At 61.2% G+C, this 19245-nt stretch carries 16 protein-coding genes and 1 pseudogene; 7 read left to right on the forward strand and 10 right to left on the reverse strand.

Features of this window, described 5'->3' with window-relative positions; genetic code table 11:
- Positions 1-6: 6 nt before the first annotated feature.
- The 5 genes from ppdK to CAK95_RS00525 form a co-directional block, all read right to left on the reverse strand.
- Entirely contained in the window at positions 7-2694 is a 2688-nt protein-coding gene (gene ppdK / locus CAK95_RS00505; RefSeq protein WP_086086043.1) for a pyruvate, phosphate dikinase, read from the reverse strand.
- A 139-nt stretch (positions 2695-2833) separates the two neighbouring features.
- Complete coding sequence (locus CAK95_RS00510; RefSeq protein WP_086086044.1) at positions 2834-2977, reverse strand: DUF3096 domain-containing protein; 144 nt, start codon at positions 2975-2977, stop codon at positions 2834-2836.
- Positions 2978-3137: 160 nt separating this feature from the next.
- On the reverse strand, positions 3138-5312 hold the full coding sequence (gene glyS / locus CAK95_RS00515; RefSeq protein WP_086086045.1) for a glycine--tRNA ligase subunit beta: 2175 nt from the start codon (positions 5310-5312) through the stop codon (positions 3138-3140).
- A gap of 3 nt (positions 5313-5315) precedes the next feature.
- Positions 5316-5765, reverse strand: coding sequence for an endonuclease domain-containing protein (locus CAK95_RS00520; RefSeq protein ID WP_086086046.1), 450 nt, complete (start codon positions 5763-5765; stop codon positions 5316-5318).
- Positions 5766-5841: 76 nt separating this feature from the next.
- Complete coding sequence (locus tag CAK95_RS00525) at positions 5842-6795, reverse strand: glycine--tRNA ligase subunit alpha (protein ID WP_086086047.1); 954 nt, start codon at positions 6793-6795, stop codon at positions 5842-5844.
- Between the two features lie 196 nt (positions 6796-6991).
- On the opposite strand from CAK95_RS00525, the gene CAK95_RS00530 reads away from it, so the two are divergent.
- The 3 genes from CAK95_RS00530 to CAK95_RS28940 all read left to right on the forward strand — a co-directional run bounded on the left by CAK95_RS00530 (position 6992) and on the right by CAK95_RS28940 (position 8854).
- A complete protein-coding gene (locus CAK95_RS00530) occupies positions 6992-7774 on the forward strand; it encodes a P-loop NTPase family protein (RefSeq protein WP_086086048.1) in 783 nt (260 codons plus the stop codon).
- Positions 7775-7870: 96 nt separating this feature from the next.
- Positions 7871-8578, forward strand: coding sequence for a P-loop NTPase family protein (locus tag CAK95_RS00535; protein WP_086086049.1), 708 nt, complete (start codon positions 7871-7873; stop codon positions 8576-8578).
- A 117-nt stretch (positions 8579-8695) separates the two neighbouring features.
- Complete coding sequence (locus tag CAK95_RS28940; RefSeq protein WP_157699479.1) at positions 8696-8854, forward strand: hypothetical protein; 159 nt, start codon at positions 8696-8698, stop codon at positions 8852-8854.
- Between the two features lie 9 nt (positions 8855-8863).
- On the opposite strand, the gene CAK95_RS00540 is transcribed toward CAK95_RS28940, so the two are convergent.
- The 5 genes and pseudogenes from CAK95_RS00540 to petA form a co-directional block, all read right to left on the reverse strand.
- Positions 8864-9412, reverse strand: coding sequence for an adenine phosphoribosyltransferase (locus CAK95_RS00540; protein ID WP_086086050.1), 549 nt, complete (start codon positions 9410-9412; stop codon positions 8864-8866).
- Positions 9413-9503: 91 nt separating this feature from the next.
- Positions 9504-11723, reverse strand: a complete 2220-nt coding sequence (locus CAK95_RS00545) for an MFS transporter (protein ID WP_086086051.1) — start codon at positions 11721-11723, stop codon at positions 9504-9506.
- Between the two features lie 93 nt (positions 11724-11816).
- A complete protein-coding gene (locus CAK95_RS00550) occupies positions 11817-12692 on the reverse strand; it encodes an S-methyl-5'-thioadenosine phosphorylase (protein WP_086086052.1) in 876 nt (291 codons plus the stop codon).
- 135 nt (positions 12693-12827) lie between these two features.
- Positions 12828-14920, reverse strand: a pseudogene (locus CAK95_RS30135) (cytochrome c1); the annotation flags it as partial.
- Between the two features lie 55 nt (positions 14921-14975).
- On the reverse strand, positions 14976-15503 hold the full coding sequence (petA, locus tag CAK95_RS00565) for a ubiquinol-cytochrome c reductase iron-sulfur subunit (protein ID WP_086086055.1): 528 nt from the start codon (positions 15501-15503) through the stop codon (positions 14976-14978).
- 257 nt (positions 15504-15760) lie between these two features.
- On the opposite strand from petA, the gene CAK95_RS00570 reads away from it, so the two are divergent.
- From CAK95_RS00570 to CAK95_RS00585, 4 genes are all read left to right on the forward strand, one after another.
- Positions 15761-16240 carry a tRNA (cytidine(34)-2'-O)-methyltransferase gene (locus CAK95_RS00570; RefSeq protein ID WP_086086056.1) on the forward strand — a complete coding sequence of 160 codons (480 nt, stop codon included), beginning with the start codon at positions 15761-15763 and terminating at the stop codon, positions 16238-16240.
- A gap of 165 nt (positions 16241-16405) precedes the next feature.
- On the forward strand, positions 16406-17344 hold the full coding sequence (gene hemF, locus CAK95_RS00575; protein ID WP_086086057.1) for an oxygen-dependent coproporphyrinogen oxidase: 939 nt from the start codon (positions 16406-16408) through the stop codon (positions 17342-17344).
- Positions 17341-18513: an AAA family ATPase gene (locus tag CAK95_RS00580; protein WP_086091111.1), complete on the forward strand. Its 1173-nt coding sequence runs from the start codon at positions 17341-17343 to the stop codon at positions 18511-18513. The genes hemF and CAK95_RS00580 overlap by 4 nt, the downstream gene beginning before the upstream one ends.
- An 82-nt stretch (positions 18514-18595) precedes the next feature.
- The gene (locus CAK95_RS00585; protein WP_086086058.1) at positions 18596-18859 is read left to right on the forward strand and encodes a YodC family protein; all 264 of its coding nucleotides are present in this window, start codon (positions 18596-18598) and stop codon (positions 18857-18859) included.
- Positions 18860-19245: the final 386 nt, after the last annotated feature.

The following is a 19245-nucleotide window of genomic DNA, read 5'->3' on the forward strand; positions in this document are numbered from 1 at the left end:
AACTGCTTAAGCCTGGCTGGCCACTTCCTTGCCGAGCGCCGCCTGGGCGGCCGCAAGACGGGCGATCGGCGTGCGGAACGGCGAACAGGAAACATAATCCAGCGCGACCTCATGGCAGAAGGCGACCGAGGCCGGGTCGCCGCCATGCTCGCCGCAAATACCGACTTTCAGCTTGGGCTGCACCCGGCGGCCGCGCTCGACCCCGATCTTCACCAGTTCGCCGACACCGTCACGATCAATCGACACGAACGGGTCGACGGGAACGATGCCGCGCGCGGTGTAGGTCGCAAGGAAGCTCGCCGCATCGTCGCGGCTGATGCCGAAGGTGGTCTGCGTCAGATCGTTGGTGCCGAACGAGAAGAATTCGGCGCCGCCCTCGCCTTCGGCGATCTTGTCAGCCATCAGCGAAGCGCGCGGCAATTCGATCATGGTGCCGACCTGATAGTCGAGCGTGACGCCCTTCTCCTTCGACACCGCTTCGGCCATCGCATCGATACGCGCCTTGACGATGTCGAATTCGGCGCGCGTTGCGATCAGCGGCACCATCACTTCGGGCACCACCGGCTTGCCGGTGCTCTTGGCGGCTTCGGCCGCGGCCTCGAAAATCGCGCGCGCCTGCATCTCGGCAATTTCCGGATAGGCAATGGCGATGCGGCAGCCGCGGAAGCCGAGCATCGGGTTGAACTCGGCGAGTTCCGCCGCACGGTTCTTGATCTTCTGCGGCTCGGTGCCGATCGCCTTGGCGACTTCGGCAATCTCGGCATCGCCATGCGGCAGGAATTCGTGCAGCGGCGGGTCGAGCAGACGGATCGTGACCGGCAGGCCCTTCATGATCTCGAACAGTTCGACGAAGTCGCTGCGCTGCATCGGCAGGATTTTCGCGAGCGCGGCGCGGCGGGCTTTCTCGTTGTCGGCGAGGATCATCTCGCGCACCGCCTGGATGCGGTCGGCCTCGAAGAACATGTGCTCGGTGCGGCACAGGCCGATGCCTTCGGCGCCGTATTTCAGCGCGGTGCGCGCATCTGACGGCGTATCGGCATTGGCGCGCACACCAAGCCGGCGCGCCTTGTCGGCCCAGGACATCAGCGTCGCGAATTCCCCGGACAATTCCGGCTCGATCATCTTCACCTGACCGAGGAGAACCTGACCGGTCGAGCCATCGATGGTGACAATCTCGCCCTGCTTCAGCGTCTGGCCGGCGACCGTCATCGTCTTGGCGTTATAGTCGACGCGCAACGATCCAGCGCCCGAAACGCAAGGCTTGCCCATGCCACGCGCGACCACAGCGGCGTGCGAGGTCATGCCGCCGCGAGTCGTCAGGATGCCTTCGGCGGCATGCATGCCGTGAATATCTTCCGGGCTCGTCTCGACGCGCACCAGGATGACCTTGCGGCCCTTCTCCTTCAGCGCCTCGGCTTCTTCCGATGTGAACACGATCTCGCCCGATGCCGCGCCGGGCGACGCCGGCAATCCCGTCGCCAGAATCTTGCGCTCGGCCTTCGGATCAATGGTGGGATGCAGAAGCTGATCGAGCGAAGCCGGATCGATGCGCATGACCGCCTCGTCCTCCGTGATCAGGCCTTCGCTCGCCAGTTCGACCGCGATCTTCAGCGCCGCCTTGGCGGTGCGTTTGCCCGACCGCGTCTGCAGCATCCACAGCTTGTTCTGCTCGATGGTAAATTCGAGGTCCTGCATGTCGCGGTAATGCTTTTCGAGCGTGCCGTAGATGCGCGTCAGCTCGTTGAAGGCGTCCGGCATCGCTTTTTCCAGCGACGGCTTGTCGGAGCCGGCTTCCTTGCGCGCATCCTCGGTGATTTCCTGCGGCGTGCGAATGCCGGCAACGACGTCTTCGCCCTGCGCGTTGATCAGGAATTCGCCATAGAGCTTGCTTTCGCCGGTCGACGGATTGCGCGTGAAGGCAACGCCGGTCGCCGAATCGTCGCCCATGTTGCCGAACACCATCGCCTGCACATTGACCGCGGTGCCCCAGCTTTCCGGAATATTGTGCAGGCGGCGATAGGTTTTTGCACGCGCATTCATCCATGAGCCGAACACGGCGCCGATCGCGCCCCAAAGCTGCTCGCGCGGGTCCTGCGGGAACGGCTTGCCGTTTTCCTCTTCGACGCGCGCCTTGTATTGTACGACCAGCTTCTTCCAGTCGTCGGCGGTCAGTTCGGTGTCGAGCGTATAGCCATGCGCGTCCTTGTGCTCTTCAAGAATGTCCTCGAACAGATGATGTTCGAGACCGAGCACGACGTTCGAATACATGGTGATGAAGCGGCGATAAGAATCGTAGGCAAAGCGCGGATCGCCGGATTTCTTCGCCAAGGCTTCGACGGTTTCGTCGTTGAGCCCGAGATTGAGCACGGTGTCCATCATGCCCGGCATCGAGGCCCGAGCCCCTGACCGCACCGAGACCAGCAGCGGGTTGACCTTGTCGCCGAATGTCTTGCCGGTCAGCTTGCCGACCTCGGCCAGGGCGGTATCCACCTCGCCGGCCAATTCCTTCGGGTAGCTCTCGCCATGGGCGTAAAAATAGGTGCAGACGTCGGTGGTGATGGTGAAACCTGGCGGCACCGGCAGGCCGAGATTGGCCATTTCAGCAAGGTTTGCGCCCTTGCCGCCGAGCAGGTTCTTCATATCCGCCTTGCCTTCGGCTTTACCACCGCCGAAGCCGTAAACCCATTTCGCCATCGTCTTCAGTCCTGAAAATAGTCGGGAAACCAGCCTGCTTTGGCAGATCTATTTTGGCCGGCTTGTCTTGGCGGGTTTCCCGGCGCGATTCAACCTTGACAAAAGATTCCGCCCCGCGGGTCAGGGAAGCGCCGAGCGCCTACCTGAACAGACCGAGGCCGAGCAGACCAATCGCGATCAGATAGATCGCTACGATAAAGTTCAGCAGCCGCGGCATGATCAGGATCAAAATCCCGGCAGCGAGGGCAATAATCGGCTGCAAATGAGCAATCGTGATGGTCATACGGCTCTCCGGTAGGGTGACGTTGATGAACGCGAATAGTGACGGTCAGTTCCTGGGACAAGCTCGTGACACTGCGGTCCCGGCTCATCCTGTCCGATCCTAGCTATCCGATTCCTCGTACACCGCTCGCCGCAAATACCTGCATTTCCGGCTTTCTTTTTTACCCCTCGATCTTGGAGAAATCGGCCACGGTGCCTGTGGCCTCACGAATGCGATTGAGCAGGAGCAGCCGGTTGGTCCGCAAGGCCTGGTCGTCGACATTGACGGTGACCTTGTCGAAGAAAGCGTCGACCGCCGGCCGCAGCTTGGCCATCGCCGACATGGCGCCGGCATAATCCTCGCGGGCGTAAGCCGCGCTCGCTTCCGGCGCGATGCTGACCATCGCCTGGGCCAGCGCGATTTCCTCCGGCTCCTTGAGCAGCGACGGATCGGGATCGCCGGTATAGCTGCGTCCGTCCTTCTTCTCCTCGATGCGCAGAATGTTGGCCGCACGCTTGTAACCGGCGAGCAGATTCTTGCCGTCGTCGGTCTCGAGGAATTTGGCCAGCGCTTCGACGCGGCGCACGATGGTGACGAGATCGTTTTCATTGTGCAGGGCGAGAACCGCGTCGACCAGATCGTGCCGTGCGCCCTGCTCGCGCAGTTGCACTTTCAGGCGATCGAAAAAGAAATCGCGAAGGTCCGTTCCGGTCACCGCATCGAAACTGGCTTTCAGACCTGAGAGATCGTCCTTGCCTTCGTTCGCCTTGTCGACGAAGTCGCGCACGAAGGTTTTGCCCTGATCGAGATAGCCTTCCGTCGCCATGCCGAACAGCTCGGCAAGATTGAGACGCAGATTGTTCGACAGGATGATGCGGATGACGCCGAGCGCGGCGCGGCGCAACGCATAAGGATCTTTCGAGCCAGTCGGCTTTTCGTCGATCGCCCAGAAGCCAACCAGCGTATCGATCTTGTCGGCGAGCGCGACGGCAATCGAGACCGGATCGGTCGGCACGCGATCGCCAGGGCCGGCCGGCTTATAATGATCCTCGCACGCAGCAGCAACCGACGGATCCTCGCCCTGCGCCAGCGCGTAATATTTACCCATCAGGCCCTGCAACTCGGGGAATTCGCCGACGACTTCCGTCAACAGATCGGCCTTGGCGAGCTTTGCGGCGCGCTTCGCCTTCTCAATATCCGCGCCGACCAGTGGCGCGATTTCACCGGCGAGTTTCTCGATGCGGGCGATGCGTTCGGCCTGCGTGCCAAGCTTTTCATGGAAGATGATCTGGTCGAATTTCGGCAGGCGATCTTCCAATCTCGTCTTCAGATCGGTCTCGTAGAAGAACTTGGCATCCGACAGCCGCGCGCGGATCACCCGCTCGTTGCCGGCGACGATGGCCTTGCCGCCATCGGTCGCTTCCATGTTGGAGACGAGGATAAACTTGTTGGCGAGCGCGCCATCGCGCTGCTTCACGACAAAGCATTTCTGATTGTTCCGGATCGTGGTGCGGATCACTTCCGGCGGGATCGCGAGGAAGCTGTCCTCGAACGAGCCCATCAGCACCACCGGCCACTCAACAAGACCGCCGACTTCGATCAGCAGGCCCTCGTCCTCGACCAGTTCGAAGCCTTGCGCGAAAGCAAGATTCTTGGCTTCGGTCGAAATGATTTCGCGCCGGCGCGCCGGATCGACGATGACCTTGGCTTTTTCCAGCTTGGCCATCCAGTCGTCCTGACGGCGCACCTCGATCGCGCCGGGCGCGAGGAAGCGATGGCCGTAGGTGATGTTGCCGCTTGTGACGCCGAAATTCTCGAGGCCGAAGCTGATGATTTCGGGCTCTTCGGTTTCCGGCCCGAAGGTTGCGACGATGGAATGCAGCGGACGCACCCATGTCAACGCACCGGGCTTTGCCGATGCCGCGCCCCAGCGCATCGATTTCGGCCAGGGAAAAGTCAGGATCGTCGCAGCGACGATATCCTTGATCACATCGATCGCCGGGCGGCCCGGCTTTTCGATCACCGCAACGTAAAATTCGCCCTTCTTGGGATCCTTCTCGATCTTGGCTTGATCGATCGAGGTCAGCCCCGCGCTTTTCAGAAAGCCGGTGACAGCGCCTTCCGGCGCGCCGACGCGCGGGCCTTTCTTTTCTTCGCGGATATCGGCCTGCTTGGCGGGGATGCCATGCACGGACAAGGCCAGGCGCCGCGGCGTCGCGAACGCCTTGGCGCCCTCATAGACGAGACCGGCATCGACCAGGCGATCGGTAACGAGCTTCTTCAGGTCGTCCATCGCGCGCGGCTGCATGCGCGCGGGGATTTCCTCGGAAAACAATTCAAGCAGAAGATCGGGCATGGCCTATTCCGGGCGCTGGTGCTCCCCTCCCCCTTGTGGGGAGGGGTCGGGGGTGGGGGGCGTCATCATTGCGCGCCGAATGACCTCCAGCACACCGTCGATATTCGACATCACGTCGTTGTTCCAGAAGCGTAAGACGCGATAACCATCCGCTTCGAAACGCTTCGTTCTTTCGTTGTCATAGGCGATGACCGAGGCATGTTGTCCGCCATCCACTTCAATGATCAGTTTCAAACCGTGGCAGGCGAAATCAGCAATGTAGGAACCGATCTGCACCTGTCGTCGGAAATGTGCGTCTGGAAGCTTCAGGCGATGACGCAAATGCCACCACAATGTCTTTTCGGCTTCAGTCGGCGTGTGGCGCATGGCGCGCGCAAAACGGCGTTGCGGCGATTGGGATGACCGATCCGCAACCGCCCATCGCCGTTCGCCATCCACGCGCTTCGCCGCCATCACGGCCCTCGCTCCTACCCCCACCCCTAACCCCTCCCCACAAGGGGGAGGGGAACACACCGCAATCATGGCGCTCTTACACTGCCCCTCCCGCTTCGGTCGCAAGCCAGGCTGCGCCGCAGGCTTTGGCAAGCTCGCGCACGCGCAGGATATAGCTCTGGCGTTCGGTGACCGAGATCACGCCGCGGGCATCGAGCAGATTGAAGACGTGGCTCGCCTTGATGCACTGGTCATAGGCCGGCAGCGCCATCAGGTGCCGATCGTTCTTGCCGGGATCCTTTTCGTTTTTCTGCCAGCCGGCATCGAGATATTTCTGGCAGGCGGCTTCGGCCATCTTGAATTGCTCGAACAGCATGGCGGTGTCGGCATATTCGAAATTGTGCCGCGAATATTCCTGCTCGGCCTGCAGGAACACATCGCCATAGCTGACCTTCTTGTCGTCGGTCCGGCCGTTGAAATTCAGATCATAGACGCGCTCAACGCCCTGCACATACATAGCGAGGCGTTCCAGCCCGTAAGTCAGTTCGCCGGAGACCGGCGCGCATTCAAAGCCGGCGACCTGCTGAAAGTAGGTGAACTGGCTGACTTCCATACCATCGCACCAGCATTCCCAGCCCAGCCCCCAGGCACCGAGCGTCGGGCTCTCCCAGTCGTCTTCAACGAACCTGATATCGTGGATCTTCGGATCGATGCCGATGGCATAGAGCGACTGGAGATACAGGTCCTGCAAATTTTCCGGCGACGGCTTCAGGATCACCTGGAACTGGTAATAATGCTGCAGCCGGTTCGGGTTCTCGCCATAGCGGCCATCCTTCGGCCGGCGCGACGGCTGCACATAGGCCGCGTTCCAGGGCTTCGGCCCGAGCGCCCGCAGGGTCGTCGCCGGATGGAAGGTGCCGGCCCCGACTTCCATGTCATAGGGCTGAAGGATGACGCAGCCATGATCCGCCCAATACCGCTGAAGGGCCAGAATCAGACCCTGAAAAGAGCGCGGGGGCTCCGGCGCGAGTGCGGTGGCGGAGGCTGACATTTCTGACAAAATCCAAGGAGTCGGCTTGTGGCCGCTTACCTATCGGCCGGGCCGGAACGGGTCAAGGAACCGCGCTTTACCGTGCCTTCGAAATACCTAAGCGAACCAATTGAAATAAGCCGGCCGGTTCGTCATGGTGCGCCGGACCGAAGGGCATGGGGACAAGGTCCGCCCGCTATCAGTGCGAAGGAAGGTCATGGCAAAGCCGACAGTCATCATCGTGGGGGCAGATAAGGGCGGTGTTGGCAAGACCACCGTTTCACGCACCATTCTCGACTATTTCACAGGCCGGAACGTGCCGATCCGGGCCTTCGATACCGAATCCCCCAAGGGAACGCTGAAGCGGTTCCATCCGGACATCACCGAGGTCGTCGACGTGACCCAGGTGCCGGACCAGATGAAGATCTTCGACACGCTGTCCGAGAGCAAGGTCACGCTGATCGACGTTCGCGCCGGACTGCTCTCGACCACCCTCGCCGCCCTGCGCGATATCGGGTTCCTGGAATCGGCCAAGCGCGGCCAGATCCAACTCGGCGTGTTCCACATCGTCGGCCCCTCGATCGCCTCGCTGAACGAGATCGCCGAAATCGCGCCGTTCGTGACCGACGGCAAATATTATCTGGTGAAGAATTTCATCAACGAGACCAGCTTCTTCGATTGGGACGAGACGACCTACAATTCCTATTTCAAGAAGATCAAGGACGCGGTCGACATCACCATCCCGAAACTGAACGAAATGGCCTTTGAGCAGGTGGAGCTGGCGTCGGTGCCGTTCGTCACCTTCATCGCCAACAAGGGTCCGAATGGCGACGGCGCCAATTACTCGTTCGTGCTGCGCGGCTATGTCCGCCACTGGCTCGGCAATGTGTGGGCAGAATTCGATCGCGTGAAGCTACCGGACATCGTCGCACCATCGGTGGCACCGGCCGGGAAGTCCTCGAGCGGCGAACGCGGCGGTGGCCAGGCCAAGAGCGGCTGAGGCTAGCTGCGCGCTTTGCAACCCTATTTTTAAGTGTTGTCTCTACGCGTAAACCGGTGCCCAATTTCCGGATTCTCTAAAGCGCGTTGAGCCATCATGGCGCGGCTAAAATCGATCTTCATCGTCTGCTCGCCGCGCCAGCGCGTGGGCAAGACGCTTGTTGCGCGGGCGCTGACCGAATTCGTTCTCGCCAATGGCCGGTCGGCCGTGGCGTTCGATCTCAATCCGAACAATGCCGCCCTGTCCGGCTTTCTGCCGCGCTATACGGCGCCGGCCGATATCGAGGCCACGCGCGGACAGATGGCGCTGTTCGATGAATTGATCGCCGAGGACGAAGTGGTGAAAGTCATCGACCTTGGCGATGAGGTCTTCGACAAATTTTTCACGCTGATCCGCAAGATCGGCGTGGTCGACGAGGCCAAACGGCGCGGCATCGATGTCGTCACGCTGTTCATTGGCGACCCCGATCCGCGCTCGGCGCAGAGCTATGCCGACACCTATCGCGCGTTCCGGCAGATGGCGCTCGTCCCGGTGCATAACGAGCAGATCGCCAATCTGCAGGATTACATGCAGAATTTTCCCAATCCGGTCTCCGGCGAACCGCCGGTGCGGATCCCGGTGCTCAGTCCGTTCCTGAAATCGATCGTCGACAAGCCGGGCTTTTCCTTCGACGACTATCTGGAGCGCGCCACCACGATGCGCACTGAGCTGCATGAATGGATCGAGCGCGTCTTTGTGGAATTCCGAGAGCTCGAATTGCGGCTCTTGCTGCGCGAGCTGAAGTCGTCGCTGACGCTGCGGTAATTTGTGCCGGCTGCACACCAGCACGGAAAATTCATCACTGCTTCGAACCTTCCTCCGGGCTGACGCGACGAAGTTTCAGAGACCTTGAAACTTCAACAAACATAGCCTGGAGGCGTGATGAGCATCGAATTCGCCATCATTCTCGCTATCGCCGCATTCTCCGGCGTCGCGATGCTCGGTCACCTGTTCGTGTTCGGCGCCATGTTCGCCCATGCCGATCGTATCAGCGCCCGTCACGACGAAATGCCGGAAGACCTGTCCGAGCTGACGGCCTGAGCGACAGGCTCAATGCCCTTCGAAGGATACCAGCGTGCGCACATTCACGCCGAGCGCACGCAGTTTGTCGGCGCCGCCAAGTTCCGGCAGATCGACCATGAATACCGCCGATACCACCTCCGCGCCCATCTGGCGCAGCAGTTTCACCGCGCCTTCCGCAGTACCGCCCGTTGCAATCAGGTCATCCACCAGAATGACGCGCTCGCCCGGCGTAACTGCATCCTCGTGCATCTCCATTTCGTCGATGCCGTATTCCAGCGAATAGGCGATCCGCACGCTCTTGTGCGGCAGCTTGCCCTTCTTGCGGATCGGGATGAAACCGGCCGAAAGCTGGTGCGCGATCGCGCCGCCAATGATGAAGCCGCGCGCTTCGATGCCTGCGATCTTGTCGATCTTGGAGCCCGCCCATGGCTGCACCAGTTCGTCCACCGCGCGACGGAAAGCCCGCGCCGAGCCCAGCAATGTGGTGATGTCGCGGAATATGATCCCCGGCTTCGGGTAATCCGGAATGGCGCGGATGGCGGCCTTCAAATCGTTTTCAAATGCAGGACTTGTCATCTTTATCTCGGTGGCATGGGGCGAATTGGCGCGCAATCTGGCCAACCCGGCTGCATTGCGCAACCGGCAAATTGGCTGCAGCGCGCGGCGATTATTCCTTCATTTTCTTGAGGATGGCGCCGATGACATTGGAATAATCATCGGTCCAGACCCATTCCTTTTCATCCGGCGGATTGGGCTCCCAGCCGTCGTCTTTTGCCAGTTCGCCCAGATCCGCATCGGTACGGGCGACGGCCACCACATTCGAGCCGAACATGTGGTTCTCTTCGTCATAGCCCTTGTCGGAGTCATTGGCGCGCGACACAAGGCCGTTGGCCTCGGCAATGCCGGCAATCACCGGACCAAGCGTCATGTGCTTGTTCGAGATGTGCATGAGGATGATGCCGTCCGGCTTGATCTTGCGCGCGTAGATCGCCATCGCCTCTTTGGTCATCAGATGGGTCGGGATGGCGTCGGATGAAAACGCATCGACAATGAGGATGTCGTATGTGCCGTCCGGCGTATCGGTGAGCGTCAGCCGCGCATCGCCGATAACGATCTTGGCGTCCGGTGCGCAATCGGTGAGGAACGTGAATCGATTGCGGTCCCTGGCGATCCGCACCACCGCCGGATCGATTTCGTAATAGGTCAGCGCGTCGCCGGGCTTCATCTGGCAGGCCAGCGTGCCGGTGCCGAGGCCGACTACGGCAACGTTGATCGGGCCCTGGCGCTTCAGCCGCGCGGCGTTGAGGCCTTCGGCCATCGGCGACTTGTCGTGATAATAGGTGGAGGCCACGGGCCGTCCGGTGACCGGTTTGCCGTTGTCGTCGCGGATGCGCTGCGCGCCATGCTCGATGGTGCCGTGCTTGAGGATGCGGAATTGTCCGGCATCCGATTCCATCACCTTGTGCACGCCGAAGAAGCTGCGCACGAAATCGCGCTTGCCGGCATCGGCACCGAACAGAAGAACAAACATCAGCGAGGCGGTAATGACGACGGCGAAGGTCGCCACATTACGCTGCAGGCCGAATGCCAGCACCAGCAAGGCTGCGACCCAAAGATTGAACGAATCCTCGTAGAACTCGTAGCGCCAGACGTGAGCCGCATAGAGCATCGCAGCAATGCCGGCGAGCAGCACGACCCAGACGGCCTGATAGAATTTGCTGCGCGGCCAGGCGAGGCCCGGGCGGCACAAGGCGGCTGCGATGATCAGCAGCGGATATTCCGCGACCCAGGAGAAGATCTGCTGCGCGATCAGGCCGGCGAAAATGCCGCCGATCACGCCGCCCAACGACAGATAGAGATAAAACGAGGTGAGATAACGCGCCGGCGGACGGCGGCGCGCCAGTTCGCCGTGGCACATCAGCGCCAGTACGAAGAAGCCGACGAGATTGATCGCGATCAGAACGAGGATCTGATCGGCGGAACCGAGCGCCAGTGACACAACGAGCAGAATGATCGCAATCGGCGCAATCCAAAGGATAAGCCGATGCGGCAGGATCGGTCGCGACTGGAAGGCGATGACGAAGGTTGCAAGATACAGCGCCAGCGGCACCACCCACAGGAACGGCGCAGCGGCCACGTCTGTCGAAATATGCGCAGTGATGGCGATGAGCAGTGCCGAAGGCACGGCCGCCAGGGCGATCCAGATCAAGGCATCGCGCCAGGTCGGCGGCGCCGCATCGTCGGTCGCAATGTCGGGCAGTTCGTTGCGCGAACGCAGAAGCCATACGCCACACAGGGCAATCAGCGCGATCAGGATATAAAAGCCGATGCTCCAGCCGCCGGTCTGCTGGCCGAGCCGGGAGAATGGCTCGACCGCAAAGGGATAGGCCAGCAGCGCAAGGAAACTGCCGACGTTACTGGCAGCATAAAGGAAGTAAGGGTCCTTGGCTGAGGGATGCCCCGTGCGGGCGAACCAGGCCTGCAGCAATGGGCCATTGGCCGACAGCGCAAAGAACGGCAGGCCAATGGACGCGGCAAACAATCCCAGCAACCAGAAAGCCTCGCCTTGTGCGGGGGCCCGGCCCCATCCAGCCGCAATCGCCAGCGGCAGCGCAAAGGTCGCGACGATCATGACGACGAGATGAACGGCGACGGAAACCCGGCCCGGCAGGTAATGCGTCAGCAGATGGGCGTAGGTATAGCCGGCCAGCAGCATCGCCTGGAAAAACACCATCGCCACCGACCACACCGCCGGTGTGCCGCCGAGCTGTGGCAGCACCATCTTGGCGAAGAGCGGTTGGACCGCGAATAGCAGCGCGGCGCTAACGAAGATGGCCGCAACATAGGTGAGAAGCAGGAGCCTGTTGGACGAGGCGGAAGCCGGCATGAAAGTGCTCTTGGATAGGGCATTTTTTATGCCCCATCCGGTTCTTGATCCGGCGGAGCCGCCGCTTATAGCCTATCCGCAGCGGCCGGGCAGTCACGAATTGAGAATTCGGCCCGCAACCGCATCCAGCTTTTTGACGAGGTCCGGATCCCGGGCCTCCGGTGCCGTGATCAGAGCGTTGTCGAGCGCGCGGTCGGAACCGATCGGGCAAGGCTCGTGCTCGCGCGGAAAATCCTTCGCCAGACGCGCGACCAGCCGTTTTGCCTTTTCGGCATTGCCGACCAGAACCTTGATCACGTCCTGCACCGTCACCGCATCATGATCCGGGTGCCAGCAATCGAAATCGGTGACCATGGCGACGGTCGCGTAGCAAATCTCCGCCTCGCGGGCGAGTTTGGCCTCCGGCATGTTGGTCATGCCGATGACGGAATAGCCAAGTTGCTTGTAGGTCAGGCTTTCGGCCAGCGTCGAGAATTGCGGTCCCTCGATGCAGACATAGGTGCCGTCCCGGACGACGTCGATGCCCTCCTCGCGCCCCGCCGCCGCCAGATGGATGCGCAGACGCGGCGAGACCGGATGCGCCATCGACACATGAGCGACAAGGCCTTTCCCGAAGAACGAGCTTTCGCGCTTATGCGTCCGATCGACGAACTGATCGACCAGCACGAAGGCGCCCGGCGGCAAATCTTCCCTGAACGAGCCACAGGCGGAGAGCGAAATCAGATCGGTGACGCCGACACGTTTCAACACATCGATATTGGCGCGGTAATTGATGTCGGACGGCGACAGGCGATGCCCCTTGTCATGCCGCGGCAGGAACACCACCGGCAGGCCGGCCATCTCGCCGATGCGCAGCGCCCCGGATGGCTCGCCCCACGGGCTCGCGACGTGCTCCTCGCGCACATTCTCAAGTCCGGGCAGATCATAAATGCCGGAACCGCCGATGATGCCGAGAACGGATTTGGTCATGAGCTTCACCCTCAAAAGCAATATGCCCGGCAGAGCCGGGCATATGTTTGTAGAATGTGATCGACGCTACGTGCGTCCCTTGTATTCGGTCGGAGCGCGCTGGCCCTCGAGCAGTTCCGGATGCTCCTTCACTGCCGCCCACACCTTCTTCTTGGTAAAATAAAGCAAGCCCGCGAAGATCAGCAGGAAGATCATCACCTGAATGCCGAGACGCTTGCGCGCCTCCATATGCGGCTCCGCCGCCCACATCAGGAATGCGGTGACGTCCTTCGAATATTGAGCGAGCGTCTGCGGCGAACCGTCATCGTAGGTCACCTGCCCGTCGCTCAGCGGCGCCGGCATGCCGATGGCATGGCCCGGGAAATATTTGTTGTAGCTCGTTCCCTCCGGCAGCGTGAAGTCCTTCGGCGCTTCGGTGTAACCCTGCAGCAGCGCGTCGATATAATCGGGGCCCTGCTCCTGATATTGCGTGACAAGATCGAGCAGGAACCACAGACCACCGCGCTCATAGGTCCGCGCCTTGGCGATCAGCGACAAATCCGGCGGTAACGCGCCGCCGTTGGCCGCGCGTGCGGCGTTGTCGTTCGCGAACGGCTTCGGAAACCGGTCGGCCAGACGACCAGGACGCTCAAACATCTCGCCGGCGTCGTTCGGGCCGTCCTGGATCTTGTATTCAGCCGCGACAGCCGCGGCTTGTGCCGTGGAGAAACCGGGACCGCCCGGCTCGGCCAGATTGCGGAAGGAGATCAACGACAGGCTGTGGCAAGCTTGGCAAACCTCGCGATAGACCTTGAAGCCGCGCTGAAGCTGCGCACGATCGAATTTTCCGACCGGCCCCGAGAAGGACCACGACTGCTTCGGCGGCTGCTCTTGCCCTTCGGCGGCGATCGCCGGGGCTGCCATGCCGAGAACAAGCGCGAGAGCAATGAAGGAACGTTGCATTGTCATCGTCTCTCTCCGTGCCTTCACGCTTTCTTCGGTGCCGGAGCCGACGCGCCGATCGGCACGCCGCCCTTCAGCACCGCTTCCGAAATCGAATTCGGCAGGGGCTTGGTGGTCTCGAACCGCGACAGCAGCGGCAGGATGATCAGGAAGTGTGCGAAATAATAGAAGGTCAGGATCTGCGAGGCGATTACGTAGCCGCCTTCCGCCGGCTTGGCACCGAGATAGCCAAGGCCGAGACAGACTGCGACGAAGATCCAGAAGAATTGCCGGAACAGCGGACGGAAGCGGGCCGAACGCACCTTCGATGAGTCGAGCCACGGCAGGAACACCAGGATGCCGATCGAAGCGAACAGCGCCACAACACCGAGCAGCTTGTTCGGGATCGCGCGCAGAATTGCGTAGAACGGCAGGTAATACCATTCCGGCACGATATGGGCTGGCGTCACCGCCGGATTGGCCGGGATGTAGTTGTCAGCGTGGCCGAGATAGTTCGGCAGATAGAATACGAAATACGCGAAGAACAGCATGAAGCAGACCATGCCGAAGCCGTCCTTGATCGTCGCGTAAGGCGTGAACGGCACGGTGTCCTTGTCGCCCTTCGGCTCGATGCCGAGCGGGTTGTTCTGACCGACGACATGCAGCGCCCAGACGTGCAGGACGACGACACCCGCGATCACGAACGGCAGCAGGTAGTGCAGCGAGAAGAAGCGCTGCAGCGTCGGGTTGCCGACCGAGTAACCGCCCCAGAGCCAGGTGACGACGGTTTCACCGACCCACGGAATGGCTGAGAAGAAGTTGGTGATGACGGTCGCGCCCCAGAAGCTCATCTGGCCCCATGGCAGCGTGTAACCGAGGAAGCCGGTGGCCATCATCAGCAGATAAATAATGACGCCGAGGATCCAGAGCACTTCGCGCGGCGCCTTGTAGGAACCGTAATACATGCCGCGGAACATGTGGATGTAGACGGCGATGAAGAACATCGACGCGCCGTTGGAGTGCAGATACCGCAGCAGCCAGCCGTAATTCACATCGCGCATGATGTGCTCGACCGAATTGAAGGCCAGCGATTCATGCGGCGTGTAATGCATCACCAGGATGATGCCGGTGACGATCTGCGCCGCCAGCATGAACGAGAGAATGCCGCCGAACGTCCACCAGTAATTCAGGTTGCGCGGGGTCGGATAGGCGATGAAGGACGAGTGGACGAGGCCCGCGATCGGAAGCCGCTGCTCCATCCATTTCATGAATGCGCTTTGCGGCTGGTAGGTCGAGTGTCCGCTCATTTCGGGAAGCCTTCTCGGAAGAACCTGCGTTCAGAATCAGAAAACGAAGACGGCCTCAGCCGATCTTGATCTTGGTGTCGCTCAGGAATTCGTAGGGCGGCAGCGCCAGGTTCAGCGGCGCGGGGCCCGAACGGATACGGCCGGAGGTGTCATAGACCGAGCCATGGCATGGGCAGAAATAGCCGTTATACGCGCCGGCATGGGTCAGCGGGATACAGCCCAGATGGGTGCAGATGCCAATCAGCACCTGGAAATTCGCATGCCCCGGCTTCACACGCGCCGAATCCGGCTGCGGGTCCGGCAGGCTCGCCAGGTTGACGTTGACCGCTTCCTCGATCTCTTTCTTGGTGCGGTGGTTCACGAAGATCGGCTTGCCGCGCCAGAACACCTTGATGATCTGTCCTTCGGCGACCGGCGTCAGGTCGACCTCGATCGGCGCACCGGCGGCAATCGTGGAGGCATCCGGATTCATCTGCGAGATCAGCGGCCAGGCGGTGAAGGCAGCGCCGACGGCACCGACCGCTCCGGTTGCGACGTAAAGAAAATCGCGGCGCGTATGAGCCGCTGCTGCTGTGGATGCCACGGTAAGGTCCCTCTTCCGACATGCCGGGGCCCGCGCGCGCTGCGAACCGCAAAGTGGACTTGACCGTCTTCGTCCGTCCCACGGCGGCGAGCGAACCGGCCACGTCCGACCTTCAAGAAAAGGCCTTCGGCAGCGATCCGGCGGCGTGTTATTGGCACCCTTACCGGGGGAGTGCAAGCCTGCCTTTGCAACAGAGCTAAAGAGACGCACAAGCCCTTCGACGAACGACGTAATTTTGTCATCCCGGACCCTGTAATTTGACCACCGGATACCCACTCGCGATTGCACTCTACGAGCCGGACATCCCGCAAAATACCGGAACGATTCTGCGGCTTTGCGCCTGTCTCGGGGTCGCAGCGCATCTGATCGAGCCGGCCGGGTTTCCGATCACCGACCGGGCCTTCCGCCGCGCGGCGATGGATTACCTCGATCAGGTCACGATCCATCGGCACGCATCATGGCAGGCATTCGATTCGTGGCGCCGGTCGGAACGGCTCGAACTCGCGCTGTTCACCACCCGCGGGTCCACCTCTTACCTCGATCATGACTATCGGCGGCCCGGAATTTTGATGTTCGGCCGCGAATCCGCCGGGGTACCGGAGCGAGTTGCCGAAGCGGCCGATGCCCGGCTGGTCATTCCAGTTCGGGAGGGATTGCGGTCACTCAATATCGCGATGGCCTGCGCCATGGCGGTCGGCGAAGCGATCCGGCAGACGCGCGGTCCGGCGGTGGTATGAATAAGTATATGTGCAGACAGATAATGCCGCCAGGAATGGAGCAGCCGGCCGCTTTGACCTGCCGCAAGTTGCAGGCCCATGCCCGGTGGCATGGATATCCGGGGCACGCTGCCCACTTCCACCACGATGGCGCATCATGATGCGTAAGCCTGGACCCGATCTCGCATGACCATTGCATCACAAAAGACGTCCGCCAGCGTTTACCCCCTGCCCGATCCGGCTGAGCTCGAACGGCGGAAGACAACGGCACGGACCTGGTTCGAAACTCTGCGCGACCAGATCTGCAGCGCTTACGAACAACTGGAAGACGACTTGCCGCCCGGTCTGCCGCAATCCACCCTGCCCGCGGGCCGCTTTGTACGCACGCCATGGAACCGGACGGACCACACCGGCAATCCTGGTGGCGGCGGGGTCATGGCAATCATGAAGGGCCGCGTGTTCGAGAAAGTCGGCGTGCATTGTTCGACCGTACACGGCGAATTCGCGCCGGAATTCCGAAAAGAGATTCCCGGTGCCGAGAGCGATCCGCGCTTCTGGGCCTCGGGCATCTCGCTGATCGCGCATCCCTGGAATCCGAATGTGCCGGCCGTGCACATGAACACGCGCTTCGTGGTCACGACCAAGGCGTGGTTCGGCGGCGGCGCCGACCTGACGCCGGTCCTGAACAAGCGACGGACGCAGGACGATCGGGACAGTCTCGCCTTTCATGCCGCGATGAAAAAGGCCTGCGACGATCACGCCGCGATCGCGCCCTATGAGAAATACAAGACATGGTGCGACGAGTATTTCTGGCTCAAGCATCGCAACGAACCGCGCGGCATCGGCGGCATCTTCTATGACTGGCACGATAGCGGCGACTGGGCGGCCGATTTCGCCTTCACCCAGGATGTCGGCCGCGCCTTCCGCGACATCTATCCGCAGCTCGTGCGCCGCAATTTCAAGACGCCATACGGCGAAGCCGAGCGCGAGGAGCAGCTCGTGCGCCGCGGCCGCTACGTCGAATTCAATCTGCTCTATGATCGCGGCACGATTTTCGGACTTCGGACCGGCGGCAATGTCGACTCCATCCTGTCATCGATGCCGCCGATGGTGAAATGGCCGTGATGCAGGTCCGCGAGGTCTATATCGCGGGGTATCGTTCGATTCAGGGCATCCGGTTTCCGGTCGATCCTGTCACTGTGTTCGTCGGCGCCAACGGCGTCGGCAAGACGAACCTCTATCGCTCCTTGCAATTGCTGCAGGCGGCCGCGGCCGGCACCCTTGCCCGCGACCTCGCCGCCGAAGGCGGGATGGAATCGGCGCTCTGGGCCGGCAGGCGCAACGCCAGTCTCCCGGCCCGCATCAAACTCTCGGTCGGACTCGGCGGCAGCCGTGACTCCGAACCGCAACCGACATTCGAATATGGCGTCGAGGCCGGCGTCACATTCTCCTATGAAGCCGAAATCGGCGTGCGCCAGCCGACCGCCGCCGCGTTTCCGCTTGAGCCGCAGATCAAGGAAGAGCGGCTTGTCTATTGCGGTGGTCGAAAGCCAGCCCCCGTCTTGGAACGCAAAGGCCCGCGCGCCGTCGCATTCGATGACAACGGGCGCAAGCATCCGCTCGGGACCGATCTCTTTCCAACCGAAACGGCTCTCGGCATCTCGCCGGACACGACCGATCACGCCGATATCGCAGCCGTTCGCCGGACGATGCTCGCCTGGAGATTCTATCACGATTTCCGCAGTGATCGTCTTTCACCGTTGCGGACGCCATGTCTTGCCGTCACCACGCCGACATTGGCATCCGACGGGTCTGACCTCGCCGCTGTTTTTGCAACACTCGTTCATATCCGCGAGGACACAGCCGATCTCGACCAGGTCATCGATGATGCTTTTCCGGGCGCGCGTCTCGTCGTTCCCTCCCCGGGCCGCACGGCATCGTTCGGGCTGATCATGCCGGACTATCCGAAACGGGTTTTCGAAGCCGAGGAATTGTCCGACGGCACATTGCGCTACCTCGCCATTGCCGGCGCGTTGCTGGGCTATCGTCTTCCATCCTTCATTGCATTGAACGAGCCGGAAACAAGCCTTCATCCGGATCTGCTGGAGCCGCTTGCACGCCTGATCCTGCGCGCCGGTCAACGCACCCAGATTTGGGTGGTCACGCATTCGGAACGCCTGGCGCAGGCCTTCATGCGCGAAAGCGCCGTCACACCGCGGACGGTGATCAAACGCAACGGCGCGACATGGATCGACGGACTGAAATTGTCCGGAACATTCGGCGACGACGACTGATCAATACCAAAAACAATCCGCCGTGATGTTGCTGTCATGACGCCTCGCTAGCCTTCTCGCTGCTTCACCAGAGGAGAAGGTCATGACGTTTCAGCCAGGCGATGTCGTTGCGTTGAAGTCCGGCGGTCAGCCGATGACGGTCGCGAAGGTGACCGATGAAGGCATTGAGTGCATCTGGATTGGCGAGGAAGGCGAATTGTTCCGCGAAACCCTTCCTGCGCTCGTTCTGCAAACGGCCGACATGTACGAGCCCGAGGACGACGATGAAGACGAGGCCGAACATGAGGATGACGCTGAGGATGAAAAGGCCGAAGCAGACGAGAACGAAATTCGCAAGATTGCCTGATTGATAAAACGGCCGTCGTTCCGATCGTTGGCTGCGCCGGAGCGACGGCCGTTTCATGTTCGGACTCTGCTGCGGTTGTGCGGCTCAGCATCTTCACCGAATTCGGAACGCCGGGATCGCGGCAGAATCGCTCGCAAACCATTCGCCTGATCGTGACAAAATCCACAGCGGTCTCGTTCAAAGAGGCCGAGCAATGCAGATTTATCATTCGCTAACCGTTCCGCTATGCAATTAAGCAGTAGTTAGCCACGAATTTGTTGCGACGACGCCACACTGCCTAGCGATGTGGCGCCAAGAGCGAATTGTGGCACTTTTTTAGTAAGTTCTGCCGCAATTGGTCCGTACACGAACACTGGGACGAACAAGTCAGACGTCTTGTCACACAC

The organism is Pseudorhodoplanes sinuspersici, assembly GCF_002119765.1.
Taxonomy (GTDB): Bacteria; Pseudomonadota; Alphaproteobacteria; order Rhizobiales; family Xanthobacteraceae; genus Pseudorhodoplanes; species Pseudorhodoplanes sinuspersici.

What these genes read in the sequence shown, in the direction of transcription:
- ppdK (WP_086086043.1), bottom strand. Translation starts at nt 2,694, where the DNA reads ATGGCGAAATGGGTTTACGGCTTCGGCGGTGGTAAAGCCGAAGGCAAG.
- CAK95_RS00510 (WP_086086044.1), bottom strand. Translation starts at nt 2,977, where the DNA reads ATGACCATCACGATTGCTCATTTGCAGCCGATTATTGCCCTCGCTGCC.
- glyS (WP_086086045.1), bottom strand. Translation starts at nt 5,312, where the DNA reads ATGCCCGATCTTCTGCTTGAATTGTTTTCCGAGGAAATCCCCGCGCGC.
- CAK95_RS00520 (WP_086086046.1), bottom strand. Translation starts at nt 5,765, where the DNA reads ATGGCGGCGAAGCGCGTGGATGGCGAACGGCGATGGGCGGTTGCGGAT.
- CAK95_RS00525 (WP_086086047.1), bottom strand. Translation starts at nt 6,795, where the DNA reads ATGTCAGCCTCCGCCACCGCACTCGCGCCGGAGCCCCCGCGCTCTTTT.
- CAK95_RS00530 (WP_086086048.1), top strand. Translation starts at nt 6,992, where the DNA reads ATGGCAAAGCCGACAGTCATCATCGTGGGGGCAGATAAGGGCGGTGTT.
- CAK95_RS00535 (WP_086086049.1), top strand. Translation starts at nt 7,871, where the DNA reads ATGGCGCGGCTAAAATCGATCTTCATCGTCTGCTCGCCGCGCCAGCGC.
- CAK95_RS28940 (WP_157699479.1), top strand. Translation starts at nt 8,696, where the DNA reads ATGAGCATCGAATTCGCCATCATTCTCGCTATCGCCGCATTCTCCGGC.
- CAK95_RS00540 (WP_086086050.1), bottom strand. Translation starts at nt 9,412, where the DNA reads ATGACAAGTCCTGCATTTGAAAACGATTTGAAGGCCGCCATCCGCGCC.
- CAK95_RS00545 (WP_086086051.1), bottom strand. Translation starts at nt 11,723, where the DNA reads ATGCCGGCTTCCGCCTCGTCCAACAGGCTCCTGCTTCTCACCTATGTT.
- CAK95_RS00550 (WP_086086052.1), bottom strand. Translation starts at nt 12,692, where the DNA reads ATGACCAAATCCGTTCTCGGCATCATCGGCGGTTCCGGCATTTATGAT.
- hemF (WP_086086057.1), top strand. Translation starts at nt 16,406, where the DNA reads ATGACCATTGCATCACAAAAGACGTCCGCCAGCGTTTACCCCCTGCCC.
- CAK95_RS00585 (WP_086086058.1), top strand. Translation starts at nt 18,596, where the DNA reads ATGACGTTTCAGCCAGGCGATGTCGTTGCGTTGAAGTCCGGCGGTCAG.